The organism is Micromonospora palomenae, from assembly GCF_007829925.1.
Lineage (GTDB): Bacteria > Actinomycetota > Actinomycetes > Mycobacteriales > Micromonosporaceae > Micromonospora > Micromonospora purpureochromogenes.
Map to the genome: position 1 here is coordinate 844,381 of NZ_VIXA01000002.1, position 16,231 is coordinate 860,611.

Sequence of the window (16,231 nt, forward strand, 5' to 3'; positions counted from 1 at the left end):
GGGCCGGCCGACAGGTCCGGTCCGCGCCCGTCTGAGGTGAGGTTCCGCTCCCGCTACGACCGGTCGGCGGCCAACTGCCCCGACCATCGCCGGAACAACGAGTGCGGCACGCCGAGCGCGTCCAGCACCTTGCCGGCCACGAAGTCGACCAACTGCTGTGCGGTGGCCGAGGCCCCGGAGCCGTAGAAGCCCGGACTGGCCGGCAGCACCACCGCTCCGGCGTCGTGCAACGCGATCAGGTGTTCCAGGTGGCTGCGGGTCACCGGCGTCTCCCGGGGCACCACCACCACCGGCCGGCGCTCCTTGAGGTTGACCTCGGCCGCGCGCTGCAACAGGTCCTTGGAGAGCCCGATGGCGATGCCGGCGCAGGCCGCCGTGCTCGCCGGCACCACCGCCATCCCGCGTACCCGGTACGAGCCGCTGCTGGGGCCGGCGGCGATGTCACCGGCCGGCCAGTGCCGCACGTCGGCCTCGGCGAGGTCACGACCCAGCCAGGCGGCCAGGTCCTCCGCCCAGTGGCCGTCCCGGAACGGGCGGCCGGTCTCGTCGAGCACGGTCAGCCGGGCGGCCCGGGAGACGATCAGGTCCACCGGCTCGCCGGCGTCGAGCAGCCCGTTGACGACCGCCGCCGCGTACGGGGTGCCGGACGCGCCGGAGACCCCGACCACCCATGGTTCGCGCATGTCGTCCAGCCTGCCTGGTCGCCGCCGCGCCCCGCCGGGCGACCCCCCGACCGCTGCGCTGCGTGTCGCCGGGGCACCCCGCTGTGCGCCGGGACGGCGCGAGCGCGGCCGACCTGCCATGCTGCCGTCGGCGGCCCACGCCGCAGGGGAAGGGATCGAGCCATGGTCGAGGAGGTGCTGCGGTCGCTGCGGGCCGCGTGCCCGATCCCGCCCCGGCTCTCGCCGTACGCGGACCCGGTGCAGGAGTGGCTGCTCGACCGGCTGCCCCGGCTGGGCGTACCGCTGGACTCCAGCGCCCGGGAGCGGCTGGACCGGGCCGGCTTCGCCCGGTACGCGGGCCGGCTCTACCCGGACGCCACCGAGCCGGACCTGCGTACCCTGGCCGCCCTGTTCACCTGGTTCTTCCTGGTCGACGACGCCTGCGACGGGCCGGACCGGCTGGCGCCGGAGCAGATCAGGGCGCTGCGGGCCGGGGCGTTGAGCCTGCTGCGGGACGGCCCACGCCGGCGGCATCCCGGGTTCGGCGGACCGCTGCGCCGGCTGCTGGTCGACGCCTGGCGGGTGCCCCGGCGCCGGATGCCGGCCCGCTGGCGGCTGCGCTTCGCCGACGCGGTCGCCGACCATCTGGACGGCACCTGGCGGGAGTCGGTCGCCAAGGACCTCGGGCGGCGCCCCTCGGTGGCCGAGTACGTCCAGCTGCGCCGGGCGACGTCGGCGGCGTACGTCTCGTACCCGCTGATCGAGTTCGCCACCGGACGGCCGTTGCCGGACCCGGTCTACCACCACCCGGCGCTGCGCCGGATCGGCGAGCTCGGCAACGACCTGCTCTCCTGGTACAACGACCTCGCCTCGCTGGAGCGGGACCGGGCCACCTCGGGCGGGCACAACCTGGTGCTGGCGGTGGCCGGCGAGCGGCGGGTGCCGCTGGACACCGCCGTGGACCTGATCGCCGAGCGCTGGCGGGCGGCGATGGACCGCTTCGTCGCGCTCCGCGCCGACGTGCCGTCGTTCGGCCCCGCCCTCGACCCGGCCGTCACCACCCACCTGGACGGCGTCGCCAACGCTGTCCGCGGCACCGTCGACTGGACTCTGGAGAGCGCCCGCTACCCCACCCCCTGACCCCGAGGATGCGCGGATCTTGGGCGGGACGGGGTCGGTCAGGGGTGGAGGTCGAGACGGATGGTGAGGTCGAGCAGGGCGAAGAGGAAGAGGGCGATGCCGACGAAGCCGTTCGCGGTGAAAAACGCCCGGTTGACCTTGCTCAGGTCGGTGGGGCTGACCACCACGTGCTGGTAGCCGAAGGCGAGGGCGGTCAACGCCAGTCCGATCCACCACAGCCAGCCGAAGCCGACCAGCGCGCCGAACCAGATGAACAGCCCGAAGGTGACCACGTGCGCGACGGTGGAGGCGTGCAGCGCGAAGCGCAGGCCGTACCGGGCCGGAACGCTGTGCACGCCGATCTCCCGGTCGACGTCGGCGTCCTGGCAGGCGTAGATCAGGTCGAAACCGCCGATCCAGAGCCCCACCGCCGCGCCGAGCAGCCAGGCCGGCCAGGAGCCGTCCAGGGTGCCGGTGACCGCGAGCCAGGCGCCGACCGGGCCGACCGCCTGGGCGATCGCCAGGATGGCGTGCGGCCAGTTGGTGAACCGCTTGCCGTAGGGGTAGACGACCAGCGGGATCACCGCGAGCGGCGCGAGCACCAGGCAGAGCGGGTTCAGCAACGCGGCGGCGGCCAGGAAGACCACCAGCGCGACGGCCGCGCCGGTCCAGGCCGTGCGCACGCTCACCGCCCCGGTGACCAGCTCCCGGTTCGCGGTACGCGGGTTCCGGGCGTCGATCCGCCGGTCGAGGATGCGGTTGGCGGCCATCGCGAACGTCCGCGCCCCGACCATCGCCACGGTGATCAGCAGCAGGTCGAGCCAGCGCACCCGCCCGCCGTCGACCCGCATCGCGGTCAGCGCCGACAGGTACGCGAAGGGCAGCGCGAAGACGGAGTGCTCGATCGCGACCAGCTTGAGGAAGGACTTCACCCGGCCCGGGCGTTCGACGGGCTCCAGCACGGCCGTCATCAGATCCCGTACTCCTTCCAGCGCTTGTCGACCAGGGAGGCGACCTCCGGCGACATGGTCATCTCCTCCGGCCAGCCCCGGGTGTAGCCCTCGGCGGGCAGCTTGCGGGTCGCGTCGACGCCGGCCTTGCCGCCCCAGAACTGCTGGTACGACGAGTGGTCGAGGTGGTCCACCGGGCCCTCGGTGAGCAGCAGGTCGCGGGCGTAGTCGACGTTGCCGAAGGCGCGGAAGGCGACCTCGTTGTAGTCGTGCACGTCGCAGTCCTCGTCGACGATCACGATCAGCTTGGTCAGCGACATCAGGTGCGCGCCCCAGATCGCGTTCATCACCTTCTGCGCGTGCTTCGGGTAACGCTTGCGGATCGACACGATCGCGCAGTTGTGGAACACCCCGGCGGCCGGCAGGTCGTAGTCGACGATGTCCGGGATCAGCAGCTTGAGCAGCGGCTGGAAGATCCGCTCGGTGGCCTTGCCCAGGCCGTGGTCCTCCTGCGGCGGCTTGGAGGTGACGATCGAGTGGTAGACCGGGTTGCGCTGCATGGTCATCGCCTCGATGTGCAGCACCGGGAACGGCTCGACCGGGGTGTAGAAGCCGGTGTGGTCGCCGAACGGCCCCTCGGGCAGCCGCTCGCCGGGCTCCAGGTAGCCCTCCAGCACGATCTGGGCGTGCGCGGGCACCTGCAACGGCACGGTGAGGCAGTCGACCATCTCGACCCGCTCGCCGCGCAGGAAGCCGGCGAACAGGTACTCGTCGATGTCGCCGGGGAGCGGGGCGCTCGCCGCGTAGCTAACCACCGGGTCGCAGCCGATGGCGACGGCCACCGGCAGCCGCTGCCCGAGCCGCTCGGCGACGGCGTGGTGCGCGGTGGAGTCCTTGTGGATCTGCCAGTGCATGCCCAGCGTGTTGCGGCTGTGCTGCTGGAGGCGGTAGAGCCCGAGGTTGCGCTTGCCGGTCTCCGGGTGCTTGGTGTGGGTCAGCCCGTAGTTGTGGAAGATCCCGCCGTCGCCGGGCCAGACCTGGAGACCGGGCAGCCGGTTCAGGTCGACGTCGTCGCCGCGGAAGACCACCTGCTGGCAGGGGGCGGTCTTCACCTTGCGCGGCGGCACCGACTTGAGCTGCATGACCTTGCCCAGGCCCTCGCGGATGCCGGACCAGCCGACCGGCAGCTCCGGCTTGACCAGCGCGCCGATCCGGTCGCCGATCTCGTCCAGCGACTCGACGCCGAGCGCCATCGCCATCCGCTTCTCGGTGCCGAAGAGGTTGATCGCCACCGGCATCTCGCCCCGGGTGGGCCGCTCGAAGAGCAGCGCCGGGCCGCCCGCGCGGACGGTCCGGGTGACCACCTCGCTGATCTCCAGCGTCGGGTCGACCGGGACACTCACCCGCCGCAGCTCGCCCGCGCGCTCCAGCGCCGCGAGGAAGTCCTTGAGATCGGTGTACGGGAAGCCACGAGCCGCCATGCCGCCAGTCTCCCGCACCCCGGGACGCCCCGCCCACGCCGGGTCGGCCCGGGCGGTGTGCGTCTCCCCACGGCTCGGCTGGCGGAGGGCCCACGCCGAGGCGTCCCGCCGGCATGGTCGGCGGGTGGCCGGGTAGTCGACCCGCCGGTCGAGACGGGGAGCGAGGATGGGCGACGGACGGGTTCCGGCGGGGTTCACCGAGCAGCGGGCGCAGGTCGGCGACGTGACGATGAACTACGTGCGCGGCGGCAGCGGACCCACCCTGGTGCTGCTGCACGGCTATCCGCAGTGCTGGCGCATGTGGCGTCACCTGCTGCCCGAGCTGGAGCGCTCCTACGAGGTGGTGGCGCCCGACCTGCGCGGCTTCGGCGACAGTGACGCCCCGCTCGACGGGTACGACAAGAAGACCCTCGCCGCCGACCTGCACGGGCTGCTGATGGGGCTCGGCCTGACCGGCGACGTCCGGCTGGTTGGCCACGACCTGGGCACCATGGTCGCCTACGCCTACGCCGCGGCCCATCCCGAGGAGGTGTCCCGGCTGGTGCTGACCGAGGCGCCGATCCCGGACGAGAGCATCTACGCGTTCCCCGCGCTCAGCACCGCCGGGCCGGCGGTGTGGAACTTCGGCTTCTTCAACGTCACCAATGGGCTGCCGGAGCAGCTGGTCGCCGGCCGCGAGGCGCTCTGGGTGGACCGCTTCACCGACTCGATCATGGTGAACAAGGGCAGCCTCGGGCCGGAGGACATCGAGGAGTACGCCGGGCACCTGCGCGAACCGGCCCACCTGCGGGCCAGCTTCGCGTACTTCCGTGCGTTCGGGCAGGACATCGCGGACAACGCGGCGTACCGGGAGACGAAGCTGCCCATGCCGGTGCTCGCCGTCGGCGCCCGGGCCAGCCTGGGCGAGCAGGTTGTCGACCAGGTACGCCGCTACGCCGACGCGGTCACCGCGGAGGTGGTCGAGGACTGCGGCCACTGGCTCTTCGAGGAGCGGCCGGCGGAGATGGCCGCCCTGGTGCTGCCGTTCCTGCGCGGCTGAGCCCAAGGTCAGGCGGCCGGCTCCCAGGCGTACGCGGCCAGCGACGGGTCGAGCGGCGCGTCGGTGAGCCGGTTGGCGAAGGTGGAGATCGTGTACGTGCCGACGCCGAGCACCACGTCGAGGGCGTGCCGGGGGCGCCAGCCGGCGGCGAGGAACGCGTCCAGCTCGCCCTGCGGCACCGCGCCCCCGTGGTCGAGGACGGCGACGGTGAACCGGCGCAGCGCCTCCAGCCTCGCATCGGCCAGCGGCGCGCCGGCCCGCAGCGCGGCGGTCAGCGCCGGGTCGACGCCGTGCCGGGTGAGGGTGGCGGTGTGCATCGCCACGCAGACGTGGCACTCGTTGCGGGTGGCGACGGTAAGCACCACGACCTCCCGCTCGACCGGGTCGAGGTCGGTGGACTCGAAGGTGGCGTTGGCGGTGAGAAAGCCCTTGAGCAGCTCGGGCGACTCGGCCATCCGGGCGACGGCCTCGGGGAGATGCCCGAGTTTGCGCTGCACGCCGGCCATGGTGGGGCGGGCGGCGGCGGGCGCGGTCTCGGGAGTGTGGGCGGTGAAGACGGACATGGCGGAACCCCTCGGGTACGATAGTCAACGTGGTTGACCAAATAGTAAACGAGGTTGTCGAACATGACAACGCCTGAATCGGACCGTTCCGGCTTCGTGCTGCCCCTGCTGCTGCTGGCCGGCTTCCGCACCCTCATCGACGACCTGCACGCCGAGCTGGCTCGGCAGGGGCACCCGGACCTGCGGCCGCTGCACGGCTTCGTCCTCCAGGCCGTCGGCGTCGACGGCACCACCGCCGGCGAGCTGGGCCAGCGCCTCGGCGTCTCCAAGCAGGCGGCCGGCAAGACCGTCGACCGGCTGGTCGCGCTCGGCTACCTGGAACGCGCCGACGACCCCGCCGACGCCCGGCGCAAGCTGGTCCGGATGACCGAGCGGGGGGTCGACGGGCTGCGCCGCTCGGCGGTCGTCTTCGACGCGCTGCGGGAACGCTGGGCGGCCACCCTCGGCGAGGAGCGGGTCAGCGCGATGGAGGACGACCTGCGGCGGGTGACCCCGGCCCAGTTCTTCCGCCTCGACGTCCCCGGCTGGTTCGGCGGCTGACCGCCGCGTGATCGTCTGCGGTTTCCCGACGCCTCCCTCGGCGTGTCCCGTCGGAAATCCGCAGACGATCATCACAGAAGCAGGGCGGAGCGGATCGGGCTGGGCAGCTGCCGGAGATCGCCTACCGGGTCACGCTCGGCGTGGGCCAGGTGCTGACCGGGCGGCTCACTCCACCCCGGCGTAGGAGTGCAGGCCGGTGAAGAAGAAGTTCACCCCGAACAGGTTCATCAGCATGGTCAGGAAGCCGAGCACGGCGATCCAGGTGGCCACGTTGCGCTTCACGCTCGGGGTCGCCCGGGCGTGCAGGTAGCCGGCGTAGACCACCCAGGAGATGAACGCCCAGGTCTCCTTCGGGTCCCAGCCCCAGGCCCGACCCCAGGCCGCCTCGGCCCAGATCGCGCCGGCGATCACCGCGAAGGTGAAGACCGGGAACGCGAAGGCGTGCAGCGCGAAGGTCAGCCGCTCCAGGCCGGCCGCCGCGGGCAGCCGCCGGGCCAGCGTGTAGGGGAAGCTCCGCTTGCCCTGCTCGTACCCGTTGCGGATCAGGAACGCCACCGCCGGCACCACGCCCAGCAGGAAGATGCCCGAGCTGAACACGATCGTCGACACGTGCACGATGAACCAGTAGGACTGCAGCGCCGGCATCAGCGGCACCACCTGGACGTAGAGCTTCAGCTCGGCGAAGGCGAGCAGCAGCACCATCACCAGGGTGAGGAAGAGCCCCAGCCGGCGCAGCGCGGGGCGCTTGACGAGCACCGCCAGCCAAGCCGCCGTGCCGATCCAGGTGACCGTCAGCACGAACTCGTACATGTTGCCCCAGGGCATCCGCTCGGCGGCGATGCCCCGGGTGACCAGCGCCCCGAGGTGCAGCGCGGCGGCCAGCACGGTGACCCAGGCGGCGATCCGCCCGGCCAGCCGGGCCCGCTGCGCCGACCGGCTCCGTCGGGTCTCGGCGGCCACCGGCGCGGCGGGGGCGTCGACCGGGCCGCCGGTGGCGCCCACTCCGGCGCCGACCAGCTCACGGGCGGGGGCGGCCGACACCGCGCGGACGTTGCCCAGCGCGTACTCGACGGCGTGGCTGATCATCGCGATCAGGTACGCCAGGATCGCGAACGTCACCAGCTGGTCGGAGACTGCGGACATCACTCGACTCCCTCTCGCGCCCGCCCGTCAGGCCGCTCGTCGCCGCTGACCGCGGCGACGAGTTGCGCGAACTCGTCGGCGAACCCTGGATGCTCGGTGCGCGGCAGCCCACCGGCCTCCACCAAACTACTACCGTTCGTCGGAGATCCACTGTCGGGGTCGACGGGGGTCACCCGGAACCAGACTCGCCGGCGGCGGGCGAAGAGCGAACCCATCAGCCCGCCCAGCAGCACCACGCAGGCGCCGAGCATCAGCGTCTGGCCGGGGGCGTGCCGTACCGAGAGCGTGATGTACGGCTTGGTGCCCAGGAACTCCAGGCTGCTGCCGTCGTCCAGGGTCCATTTCTCGCCGACGCCCAGTTTCTTCTCGCCGACCTGCTTGAGCTTGCCGCTGGTCACCTGGCGCTGGTCGAGCTGGTAGACCGAGCCGGGGATGCCGGCGTCCAGCCCGAGGTTCCCCCGGTACGCCCGCAGCACCACCGCCGGGTTCCGCTCAGTCGGATACTTCGACTCGACGAAGGGCGCGGTCTCCGGCGCGGTCGGCAGGTAGAGCCCGTCGAAGGCGACCTGCTGGTCGGCGGCGCGCTTGCCGGTCTTCGGGTCGACGTTGGCGTCCGGGAAGGCGGCCACACCCTCACTCGTGAGGTTGGCGTCCCCGGAGGTCAGGAACGGCACGGTGCTGGTCTGGCTGCGCCCGTACCGGTCGGTGTACTTCAGCACCGGGGCGTACCCGTGGCCGAGCAGGTAGACGTTGGCGGAGTCGAGCCGCAGCGGCGAGTTGACCGAGAAGCCGGCCGCCCGCTTCGTGCCGTCCGGCTCGTCCACGGTCACCGAGGCCCGGTAGCTCTCCGGCTGGCCGGAGGGGAGGAACCGGGCGTCGAAGTTGTCCAGGGTCAGGCAGAACCCGGGCAGGTCGGCGCTGTCCACCCGCGGGCCGAGGGAGGCCTCGCTGTACTGCTGGCGGGTGTTGCAGAAGGCGTTCTCCTCGCCGGCGACCAGCAGCCGGTTGCCGTGCCAGCCGTACCAGGAGCCGAGTGCGACCCCGATCAGCACCGCGACCAGCGAGGTGTGGAAGAGCAGGTTGCCGGTCTCCTTGAGGTAGCCCTTCTCGGCCGAGACCTCGTTGCCGCGTACCTCGACCCGCCAGCGGCGCCGGCGCAGCACGGCGGCGATCGCCGCCGGGTCAGTCGGCGCGTGCGCCGGCAGCACCGCGTGCTGCGGCAGCCGCTCCAGCCGCTTCGGCGCGGCCGGCGGCCGGGAGCGCAGCGCGCGCAGGTGGTCGCGCATCCGGGGCAGGATGCAGCCGACCAGCGAGGTGAACAGCAGCAGGTAGATCGCGGAGAACCAGACCGAGCCGAAGACCTCGAAGGCGCCGATCCGGTCGAGTTGCGGGGCCAGCTCCGGGTGCGCCCGGAAGTACTCGTTGACCTTCTCCGGGTTGACGCCGCGCTGGGGCAGCACCGAGCCGGGGATGGCGGCGACCGCGAGCAGGAACAACAGCACCAGGGCGGTACGCATGCTGGTGAGCTGCCGCCACGAGTTGCGCAGCAGGGCCAGCGCCGGGTGGGGCCGCCGCCGGGGCGCCTCGGCCGGCGGGGTGGCCGGCCGGTCGTCCACGGTCGTCATCAGATGCTCACCTCGCCCACGCCCACGGTCGTCTGCAACCAGATCACGAAGTTCTGCCACCCGCCGGTGACCAGCGCCAGGCCGATCAGGATCAGCAGGACGCCGCCGATGCGGGTGACCCAGCGGCTGTTGCGCCGGACGGCGCGGAAGACCCCGAGCAGGCGGTGGAAGCCCAGCCCGAAGACGACGAACGGTACCCCCAGGCCGAGGCAGTAGGCCACGGCCAGCACCACGGCCCGGTCGGTCTTGCCGGCCGCCGTGGCCATGCCGAGCACCGCGCCCAGCGTCGGGCCGGTGCAGGGCAGCCAGCTGAGCGCGAAGACCGCGCCGAGGACCGGCGCCCCGAGCAGCCCGGCGGCGGGCAGCCGCTGGATGCGGAACTCGCGCTGCATGCCGGGGACCACGCCCAGGTAGCTCAGCCCGAGCAGCACGACCAGCGTGCCGATGACGATCTCCAGCGTCCGCTCGTGGTCGAAGAAGACCCGGCCGAAGCTGGCGAAGAGGATCGCGGTGGCGGTGAAGACGACGGTGAAGCCGGCGATGAAGAGCAGCGTCCCGGCGAGCACCCGCCCCTTGACCGCGGCCGCCGGCCGGGCGGCCACAGGCGTCGCGACGGCCACCCCGCCGCCGGCCGCGCCACCGGGCGGGGCCGCGCCGTCGGCCGCGGGCTTTTCGGCGCGCGCCTTCCCCTCCAGGTCCGCGCCGGCGAGCCCGGTCACGTACGACAGGTAGCCGGGCATCAGCGGCAGCACGCACGGGGAGAGGAAGCTGACCAGCCCGGCGAGCGCCGCCGCCCCGATCGCCAGCAGCAGCGGACCCGACTCGGCGACCTGGCGGAACGTCTCGCCCATCAGCGGGAACCGGCGGCCGGCTGCTCGGCCGCGATCCGCTCGACGATCGGTTGCAGGCCGTCCTGCTTGACGGCCGCCCGGATCACGGTGGCGACCCGGCCGTCGCGGTCGAGCACGACGGTGGCCGGGACGGTGTTCGGCGGGATCTCCAGGGCGAGTGCCAGCCGGCTCGCCGGGTCGAACAGGCTCGGGTAGGTGACCCGGCCCTCCTCGAAGGCGACCGCCTTGTCCCTGCTGTCCTGCACGTTGATACCGAGGAAGGTCACCCCGGCGGCCTTGGTGGCCTGGTAGGTGGCCTCCAGGTCGTCGGCCTCGGCCCGACAGGGCGCGCACCACGAGCCCCAGAAGTTGAGCACGACCACCTGGCCACGGGCCTCGGAGACGTCGTACCGGCCGCCGGTGAGCAGCTCACCGGCGATCTTCGGGGCGGCCGAGCGCTGGTCCGGCGCGCACGCGACGATGCCGCCGTCGTTGGCGCAGCGACTCTCCCCGTTCTCGGCGGAGCAGCCGACCAGCGCCGTCCCGGCGGTGACGGCGGCGAGCAGGACGGCGATCGGCCTCCGGGAACGCATCAGGCCCCCTTGGCCGTCCGGGCTGTCGTCGACATCGCGATCAGGTGCGCGGCGGGCTCGCTGTAGCCGATCCCGGTGACCTTCGCACCGTCGAAGTGGAACGAGGTGAGGCTGGCCAGGCCGCACTGCCGGCGGCGCGGGTCGTGCCAGAGCCGCTTGCGCTCGACGTGGCGGCGCAGCGTCCAGATCGGCAGCTGGTGGGAGACCAGGACGGCCTCGCGCCCCTCGGCGGCGACCCGGGCGGCGTGCAGCGCGGCGAACATCCGCTCGGCGATGGCCCGGTACGCCTCGCCCCAGGAGGGGGTGACCGGGTCGCGCAGCACCCACCAGTTGCGCGGGTCGCGGAACGAGCCGTCGCCCGGCGAGACCTTCTTGCCCTCGAACCAGTTGGCGCTCTCGATCAGCCGCTCGTCGACCCCGACCGGGAGCCCGAACTGGGCGGCGATCGGCTCGGCGGTCTGCTGGGCGCGCTCCAGCGGGCTCGCCACCACGTGCACGATCTCCCGCTCGGCGAGCGCCTGCGCCGCCGCCTTCGCCATCTGGATGCCCAGCTCCGACAGGCGGAAGCCGGGCAGCCGCCCGTACAGGATCTGGTCCGGGTTGTGCACCTCGCCGTGCCGCAGCACGTGGACAACCGTTGCGCTCACGTTCCCTACCCCCCGTGGCCCGCCGCTGCCGCCGCGTTCGCCGCCGTCGGCAGCGCGGCCGCGATCTGCTCCAGTGCGGCGTCGTCGATCGCCGCCGAGACGAACCACGACTCGAACGCGCTCGGCGGCAGGTAGACGCCGGCGGCGAGCATCGCGTGGAAGAACGCCTTGAAGGCGGGCACCTGCTGGGTGCGGGCGCTGTCGTAGTCGCGCACCTCGGCGTCGGTGAAGAAGATCGAGAACATGTTGCCCGCGGACGACAGGCGGTGCGGGACCCCGGCGGCGGCCAGCGCGTCGGCGGCGAGCCGGCCCACGGTGGCGGCCGTCTCGTCGAGCCGGCGGTAGAGCGCGTCGTCGGCGAGCCGCAGGGTGGCCAGGCCGGCGGCGCAGGCCAGCGGGTTACCGGAGAGCGTGCCGGCTTGGTAGACCGGGCCGGCGGGGGCCAGCCGGGCCATGATCTCGGTGCGCCCGCCGAACGCGGCGGCGGGCAGGCCACCGCCCATGACCTTCCCGTACGTCCACAGGTCGGCGTCGGACGGGTCCAGCCCGTGCCAGCCGGCGCGGGAGACCCGGAAACCGGTCATCACCTCGTCGACGATGAGCAGCGCGCCCTCGGGGTGGGCGATCGCGGCGAGCCGCTGGTTGAAGCCGTCGCGCGGGGCGACCACGCCCATGTTGCCGGCGGCGGCCTCGGTGATCACCGCGGCGATGTGCCGGCCCTCGTCGGCGAAGACCTTCTCCACCGCCGTGATGTCGTTGTACGGAAGCACGATGGTGTCGCCCGCCGCCGCGCCGGTGACGCCGGGCGAGTCGGGCAGGCCGAGGGTGGCCACGCCGGAGCCGGCGGCGGCGAGCAGCCCGTCGGAGTGGCCGTGGTAGCAGCCGGAGAACTTGATGATCTTCGAACGGCCGGTGAAGCCCCGGGCCAGCCGGATCGCCGACATGGTGGCCTCGGTGCCGGAGTTGACCAGCCGGACCTGCTCGACCGGGGTGCGGTCGACGATCTCCGCGGCCAGCTCGACCTCGCCCGGCGTCGGCGTGCCGAAGCTGGTGCCCTTGCCGGCGGCCTCCCGGATGGCCTCGACCACCTCGGGGTGGGCGTGACCGAGGATCAGCGGGCCCCAGGAGCAGACCAGGTCGACGTAGCGCCGGCCGTCGGCGTCGTAGAGCCAGGGGCCCTCCCCCCGGACCATGAAGCGCGGGGTGCCACCGACGGCCCGAAAGGCGCGCACGGGGGAGTTCACCCCGCCCGGCACGATGGCCTTGGCGCGGTCGAACAGGGCCTCGGAGGCCGGCGCGTCGGCCGGGTAGCGGCCGGATCCGGCGGAAAATATGTCGGTCACGATGTCGCCATTGTGTCAGCGCCGAACGGCCAATCGGCAGCCACCCCGGGGCGGGGTTACCAGACTCACCCCCGGTGCGCGCGCCCGGCGGCCGAAGAGGTCTCACCGGGCCGGGGCGTCGAGATCGCGATAGGCTGACCGGGTGGATCGTGCCGAACTGTCCATCACGGTACACCGGACGGGCGATGAAGTGGTGCTTCGCCTGGCCGGTGAGATCGACATGCTCACGGCCGGCCAGCTGTCGACCGTCGTCAACGAGGTGCTCGCCGACCCCCCGCCGCGGATCGTGCTCGACCTGGGCGGCGTCACGTTCTGCGACTCCCAGGGGCTCGGCACCCTGGTCGTGCTCAGCCGCAAGGCCAGCCACGCGCGGACCCTGCTGGTGCTCAGCAACGTCGGCGACTTCCTGCTCCGCGTCCTGGACATCACCGGGCTGCGCTCCGCCCTGATGATCCGCAACGAGACCGCCCCCTGACCGTCGCCGCGACCGTGCGGTGGACGGCTCAGCCGCCGCCCACCGCACGAACCGGTCAGATGGTGGGGACGTCGCGGCGGCGGAAGCCGGTCAGGCCGGTCACGGCCAGCAGGACGGCCAGGGCGGTGAGGGCCAGCAGCGGGGTGGCGGTCCACGAGCCGCCGAGCACCTGCGGGGTGTGGGTGAACGGGGAGACGTCCAGCAGCCACTGGTTCAGCTCCAGCACCGCGCCGAGCTGACCGAGCAGCACGCAGACCACGAGCACCCCCCAGGCCACCGGCGCGAACCGGGGCAGCAGCCCGTAGAGCAGCACCGCCAGGCCGGCCAGCACCCAGGCCGCCGGCACCTGCGCCAGCCCCGCGCCGAGCATCCGGGGCAGCTGGCCCGGCACGTCACCCACGCTCAGCCCGTAGGTGAGCCCGGTGGCGAGCCCGGAGACGGCCAGCACCACCACCGGCCCGACCAGGGCGAAGAGCAGGTGCGAGGCGAGCCAGCGGTACCGGTGCACCCCGGTGGCCAGCAGCGGCTCCGCCCGGCCGGCCGCCTCCTCCGTACGCATCCGCAGCGCGGCCGCGATGCCGTAGCCGGCGGCGGCCAGGCCGACGAAGGCGAGCGTGCTGCCCAGGTACGCCTCGGCGAGCGCGGACGAACCACCCAACCGGGCCATGATCTCCTCGAGCTGGGCGTTGCCCTCGACCGACCTGCCGGCCGCCTCGGCCGCGCCGCCGAGGATCAGCCCGAGCAGCCCGAAGCCGACCGACCAGCCCAGCAGCGCGCCCCGGTGCAGCCGCCAGGCCAGCCCGAACGGCCCGGACAACCCGCCTCCGGCGTGCGCCGGCCCGAGCCGGGGCGGCAGCAGCCCGGCGCCCAGGTCGCGGCGCACCGACAGCGGGTACGCGAGCGCGCCGAGCAGCACGGTCAGCGCGACGGGCAGCGCCAGCACCCACCAGCGCTCGCCCTCGTACGCCCGGATGCGCGGGGCCCAGCCCAGCGGCGAGAGCCAGCTCGGCCAGTCCCGCTCCGCGGTGTCACCGGCGAGCCGGAGCGCGAAGGCCAGGCCGAGCACCCCGACGGCGATCCCCCGCGCGCCGCCGGCCGTCTCGGTGAGCTGGGCGGCGAGCCCACCGACGGTGGCGAAGACGACCCCGACCAGCGCGGTCGACAGCCCGTAGGAGAGCGAGCCGGCCGCCGGCAGGCCGGTGGCGGCCAGGCCGGCCGCGGTGAGCAGGCCGAGCAGCAGGTTCGCCGCGTAGGTGACGGTCAGCGCGGCGGTCAGGCCGGCGTACCGGCCGAGCACGGTGGCGCCGAGCAGCTCCCGGCGGCCGGCCTCCTCCTCGGTACGGGTGTGCCGGATGACGGTGAGCAGGCTGATCAGCCCGACGATCAGGGTGAGAAAGCCGCCCCGCTGGGCGGTGAGCGCGCCGACGCTGTCGCCGTACACCGGGCCGAGCAGGGCGACGATCGAGGGGTTCGTCGCGGTGCCGGTGGCGTACGCGGCCCGGTCGGCGGCGGTCGGGAAGAGCTCGAAGAAGCTCGTCGCGTACGTCATCGGCAGCACGGCCAGCACCAGCACCCAGAGCGGCAGCAGGACGCGGTCCCGGCGCAGGATCAGCCGGGCGAGGTGCCGGGTGCCGGTGAGGGTGCTCATCGGTTCGCCCCGGCCGGCTCGTCGGTCGTCGTCCCGTAGTGCCGCAGGAACAGCTCCTCCAGCGTCGGCGGCTGGCTGACCAGGCTCCGTACGCCCAGCTCGGCCAGCCGACGCAGCGCGGCGTCCAGGGCCGGGTTGTCCACGTCGAAGCGCACCCGGCTGCCCTCCACCCGCAGGTCGTGTACGCCGGGGAGGTCCGTCAGGCCGTCCAGCGGGGCGGAGATCTCGGCGTCGATGGCGGTGCGGTGCAGGTGGCGCAGCTCGGTCAGCGTCCCGGTCTCCACGTTCCGCCCGTTGCGGATGATGGTGACCCGGTCGCAGAGCGCCTCCACCTCGGCGAGGATGTGGCTGGAGAGCAGCACCGTCCGGCCGTCCTGCTTGGCCCGGCGCACCCACTGCTGGAAGACCTCCTCCATCAGCGGGTCCAGCCCGGAGGTCGGCTCGTCGAGGATGAGCAGCTCGACGTCGGAGGCCAGCGCGGCGACCAGGCCGACCTTCTGCCGGTTGCCCTTGGAGTAGGCCCGGCCCTTCTTGCGCGGGTCCAGCTCGAAGGATTCCAGCAGCTCGGCGCGGCGCTTCGGGTCGAGCCCGCCGCGCATCCGGCCGAGCAGGTCGATCACCTCGCCACCGGAGAGGTTGGGCCAGAGGGTCACGTCGCCGGGGACGTACGCCAGCCGGCGGTGCAGCGCGACCGCGTCGCGCCACGGGTCGCCGCCGAGGAGTCGGACGGCCCCCGCGTCCGCCCGCAGCAGGCCGAGCAGCACCCGGATGGTGGTGGACTTGCCGGAGCCGTTGGGCCCGAGGAAGCCGTGCACCTCTCCGGCGCGGACGCTGAGGTCGAGGCCGTCGAGCGCCCGGATCCGGCCGAAGGTCTTGACCAGGCCGGTCACCGCGATGGGAGTTTCCATACATCAGAAGCTACACTCATTTCACAAACTCGTGAAGACTGTGAGACCTGAGGCATAGTCGATGTCCCACCCGCAGTGAGGAGCACCCACCGATGACCGACGACCGCCGTCTGACCCCGGACGCCGAGGAGGTCCACCTCTTCGTCGAACGGATGGCGATGGCCTTCGCCGAGGTCGGGTTCCCCCGGATGGCCGCCCGGGTGCTGTTCACGGTGATGAGCGCCGACGAGCCGCTGACCGCCGGCGAGATCGGCGAACGGCTGGGGGTGAGCGCGGCGGCCGTCTCCGGCGCCGTCCGCTACCTCACCCAGTTCGGCATGCTGCTGCGGGAGCCGGTGCCCCGCTCCCGCCGGGACCGCTACCGGGTGCCGGACAACCCCTGGTACGAGGCCACCATCACCAAGACCGGCATCTACAAGAACCTCATCGACGTCGCGACCGCCGGGGTCGACGCCCTGCACGGCCCGGCCACCCCGGGCGGCGAGCGGGTCGCCGAGATGCGCGACTTCTTCGTCTTCGTCCAGGAGGAGATCGACTCCCTCGGCGAACGCTGGCGCGCCCGCCGCGCCGCCACCGGCCACGTCCGCCCCAGCGACACCTGACCGGGCCGATGCGAAAGAGAGCGGCCTTTCCCGTGTGGGAACGGCCGCTCTCTTCGTGTGCGG

General features: G+C 73.2%; 17 protein-coding genes. 5 read left to right on the plus strand and 12 right to left on the minus strand.

Annotated features, from left to right (window positions below; translation table 11 throughout):
• Positions 1 to 53: 53 nt before the first annotated feature.
• The gene (locus tag FHX75_RS14945; protein ID WP_154940434.1) at positions 54 to 683 is read right to left on the minus strand and encodes a UbiX family flavin prenyltransferase; all 630 of its coding nucleotides are present in this window, start codon (positions 681 to 683) and stop codon (positions 54 to 56) included.
• Between the two features lie 162 nt (positions 684 to 845).
• Between FHX75_RS14945 and FHX75_RS14950 the strand changes: the two genes are divergently transcribed.
• On the plus strand, positions 846 to 1,802 hold the full coding sequence (locus FHX75_RS14950) for a terpene synthase family protein (protein ID WP_154940436.1): 957 nt from the start codon (positions 846 to 848) through the stop codon (positions 1,800 to 1,802).
• A 38-nt stretch (positions 1,803 to 1,840) separates the two neighbouring features.
• Here the strand turns inward: FHX75_RS14950 and mqnP are convergent, their stop codons facing one another.
• Together mqnP and FHX75_RS14960 are read right to left on the minus strand one after the other, a co-directional pair.
• Positions 1,841 to 2,752: a menaquinone biosynthesis prenyltransferase MqnP gene (gene mqnP, locus FHX75_RS14955; protein WP_154940438.1), complete on the minus strand. Its 912-nt coding sequence runs from the start codon at positions 2,750 to 2,752 to the stop codon at positions 1,841 to 1,843.
• Complete coding sequence (locus tag FHX75_RS14960; protein ID WP_154940440.1) at positions 2,752 to 4,212, minus strand: menaquinone biosynthesis decarboxylase; 1,461 nt, start codon at positions 4,210 to 4,212, stop codon at positions 2,752 to 2,754. Before FHX75_RS14960 ends, mqnP begins: the two co-directional genes overlap by 1 nt.
• A 166-nt stretch (positions 4,213 to 4,378) precedes the next feature.
• Here FHX75_RS14960 and FHX75_RS14970 point away from each other — a divergent pair, with 166 nt between their 5' ends.
• Positions 4,379 to 5,251: an alpha/beta fold hydrolase gene (locus tag FHX75_RS14970; protein ID WP_154940443.1), complete on the plus strand. Its 873-nt coding sequence runs from the start codon at positions 4,379 to 4,381 to the stop codon at positions 5,249 to 5,251.
• An 8-nt stretch (positions 5,252 to 5,259) separates the two neighbouring features.
• On the opposite strand, the gene FHX75_RS14975 is transcribed toward FHX75_RS14970, so the two are convergent.
• Entirely contained in the window at positions 5,260 to 5,814 is a 555-nt protein-coding gene (locus tag FHX75_RS14975; protein ID WP_154940445.1) for a carboxymuconolactone decarboxylase family protein, read from the minus strand.
• A 63-nt stretch (positions 5,815 to 5,877) separates the two neighbouring features.
• On the opposite strand from FHX75_RS14975, the gene FHX75_RS14980 reads away from it, so the two are divergent.
• A complete protein-coding gene (locus FHX75_RS14980; protein ID WP_154940446.1) occupies positions 5,878 to 6,354 on the plus strand; it encodes a MarR family winged helix-turn-helix transcriptional regulator in 477 nt (158 codons plus the stop codon).
• A 165-nt stretch (positions 6,355 to 6,519) separates the two neighbouring features.
• Here FHX75_RS14980 and ccsB read toward each other — a convergent pair whose 3' ends face one another.
• Genes ccsB through hemL form a run of 6 tightly spaced genes read right to left on the minus strand, consistent with a single transcriptional unit; the run spans position 6,520 to position 12,535 of the window.
• Positions 6,520 to 7,497, minus strand: coding sequence for a c-type cytochrome biogenesis protein CcsB (gene ccsB, locus FHX75_RS14985; protein WP_154940449.1), 978 nt, complete (start codon positions 7,495 to 7,497; stop codon positions 6,520 to 6,522).
• Complete coding sequence (gene resB, locus FHX75_RS14990) at positions 7,497 to 9,122, minus strand: cytochrome c biogenesis protein ResB (protein WP_154940451.1); 1,626 nt, start codon at positions 9,120 to 9,122, stop codon at positions 7,497 to 7,499. The genes ccsB and resB overlap by 1 nt, the downstream gene beginning before the upstream one ends.
• On the minus strand, positions 9,122 to 9,973 hold the full coding sequence (locus FHX75_RS14995) for a cytochrome c biogenesis CcdA family protein (RefSeq protein WP_154940453.1): 852 nt from the start codon (positions 9,971 to 9,973) through the stop codon (positions 9,122 to 9,124). Before FHX75_RS14995 ends, resB begins: the two co-directional genes overlap by 1 nt.
• The gene (locus FHX75_RS15000) at positions 9,973 to 10,545 is read right to left on the minus strand and encodes a TlpA family protein disulfide reductase (RefSeq protein WP_154940455.1); all 573 of its coding nucleotides are present in this window, start codon (positions 10,543 to 10,545) and stop codon (positions 9,973 to 9,975) included. The genes FHX75_RS14995 and FHX75_RS15000 overlap by 1 nt, the downstream gene beginning before the upstream one ends.
• Positions 10,545 to 11,192, minus strand: a complete 648-nt coding sequence (locus FHX75_RS15005; protein WP_154940457.1) for a histidine phosphatase family protein — start codon at positions 11,190 to 11,192, stop codon at positions 10,545 to 10,547. The genes FHX75_RS15000 and FHX75_RS15005 overlap by 1 nt, the downstream gene beginning before the upstream one ends.
• A gap of 5 nt (positions 11,193 to 11,197) precedes the next feature.
• Positions 11,198 to 12,535 carry a glutamate-1-semialdehyde 2,1-aminomutase gene (gene hemL / locus FHX75_RS15010; RefSeq protein ID WP_154940459.1) on the minus strand — a complete coding sequence of 446 codons (1,338 nt, stop codon included), beginning with the start codon at positions 12,533 to 12,535 and terminating at the stop codon, positions 11,198 to 11,200.
• 142 nt (positions 12,536 to 12,677) lie between these two features.
• On the opposite strand from hemL, the gene FHX75_RS15015 reads away from it, so the two are divergent.
• Positions 12,678 to 13,010: an STAS domain-containing protein gene (locus FHX75_RS15015; RefSeq protein ID WP_154940461.1), complete on the plus strand. Its 333-nt coding sequence runs from the start codon at positions 12,678 to 12,680 to the stop codon at positions 13,008 to 13,010.
• Positions 13,011 to 13,065: 55 nt separating this feature from the next.
• Here the strand turns inward: FHX75_RS15015 and FHX75_RS15020 are convergent, their stop codons facing one another.
• The gene (locus FHX75_RS15020; protein WP_154940463.1) at positions 13,066 to 14,658 is read right to left on the minus strand and encodes an ABC transporter permease; all 1,593 of its coding nucleotides are present in this window, start codon (positions 14,656 to 14,658) and stop codon (positions 13,066 to 13,068) included.
• Positions 14,655 to 15,566 (minus strand): ABC transporter ATP-binding protein, encoded by a 912-nt coding sequence (locus FHX75_RS15025; protein WP_154940465.1) that lies wholly within the window; start codon positions 15,564 to 15,566, stop codon positions 14,655 to 14,657. The genes FHX75_RS15020 and FHX75_RS15025 overlap by 4 nt, the downstream gene beginning before the upstream one ends.
• Before the next feature lie 92 nt (positions 15,567 to 15,658).
• On the opposite strand from FHX75_RS15025, the gene FHX75_RS15030 reads away from it, so the two are divergent.
• The gene (locus FHX75_RS15030; protein WP_154940467.1) at positions 15,659 to 16,168 is read left to right on the plus strand and encodes a GbsR/MarR family transcriptional regulator; all 510 of its coding nucleotides are present in this window, start codon (positions 15,659 to 15,661) and stop codon (positions 16,166 to 16,168) included.
• The last annotated feature ends 63 nt before the right edge of the window (positions 16,169 to 16,231 follow it).

Coding starts and splice junctions, on each gene's coding strand:
- FHX75_RS14945 (WP_154940434.1), bottom strand. CDS start 683: ATGCGCGAACCATGGGTGGTCGGGGTCTCCGGCGCGTCCGGCACCCCG.
- FHX75_RS14950 (WP_154940436.1), top strand. CDS start 846: ATGGTCGAGGAGGTGCTGCGGTCGCTGCGGGCCGCGTGCCCGATCCCG.
- mqnP (WP_154940438.1), bottom strand. CDS start 2,752: ATGACGGCCGTGCTGGAGCCCGTCGAACGCCCGGGCCGGGTGAAGTCC.
- FHX75_RS14960 (WP_154940440.1), bottom strand. CDS start 4,212: ATGGCGGCTCGTGGCTTCCCGTACACCGATCTCAAGGACTTCCTCGCG.
- FHX75_RS14970 (WP_154940443.1), top strand. CDS start 4,379: ATGGGCGACGGACGGGTTCCGGCGGGGTTCACCGAGCAGCGGGCGCAG.
- FHX75_RS14975 (WP_154940445.1), bottom strand. CDS start 5,814: ATGTCCGTCTTCACCGCCCACACTCCCGAGACCGCGCCCGCCGCCGCC.
- FHX75_RS14980 (WP_154940446.1), top strand. CDS start 5,878: ATGACAACGCCTGAATCGGACCGTTCCGGCTTCGTGCTGCCCCTGCTG.
- ccsB (WP_154940449.1), bottom strand. CDS start 7,497: ATGTCCGCAGTCTCCGACCAGCTGGTGACGTTCGCGATCCTGGCGTAC.
- resB (WP_154940451.1), bottom strand. CDS start 9,122: ATGACGACCGTGGACGACCGGCCGGCCACCCCGCCGGCCGAGGCGCCC.
- FHX75_RS14995 (WP_154940453.1), bottom strand. CDS start 9,973: ATGGGCGAGACGTTCCGCCAGGTCGCCGAGTCGGGTCCGCTGCTGCTG.
- FHX75_RS15000 (WP_154940455.1), bottom strand. CDS start 10,545: ATGCGTTCCCGGAGGCCGATCGCCGTCCTGCTCGCCGCCGTCACCGCC.
- FHX75_RS15020 (WP_154940463.1), bottom strand. CDS start 14,658: ATGAGCACCCTCACCGGCACCCGGCACCTCGCCCGGCTGATCCTGCGC.
- FHX75_RS15025 (WP_154940465.1), bottom strand. CDS start 15,566: ATGGAAACTCCCATCGCGGTGACCGGCCTGGTCAAGACCTTCGGCCGG.
- FHX75_RS15030 (WP_154940467.1), top strand. CDS start 15,659: ATGACCGACGACCGCCGTCTGACCCCGGACGCCGAGGAGGTCCACCTC.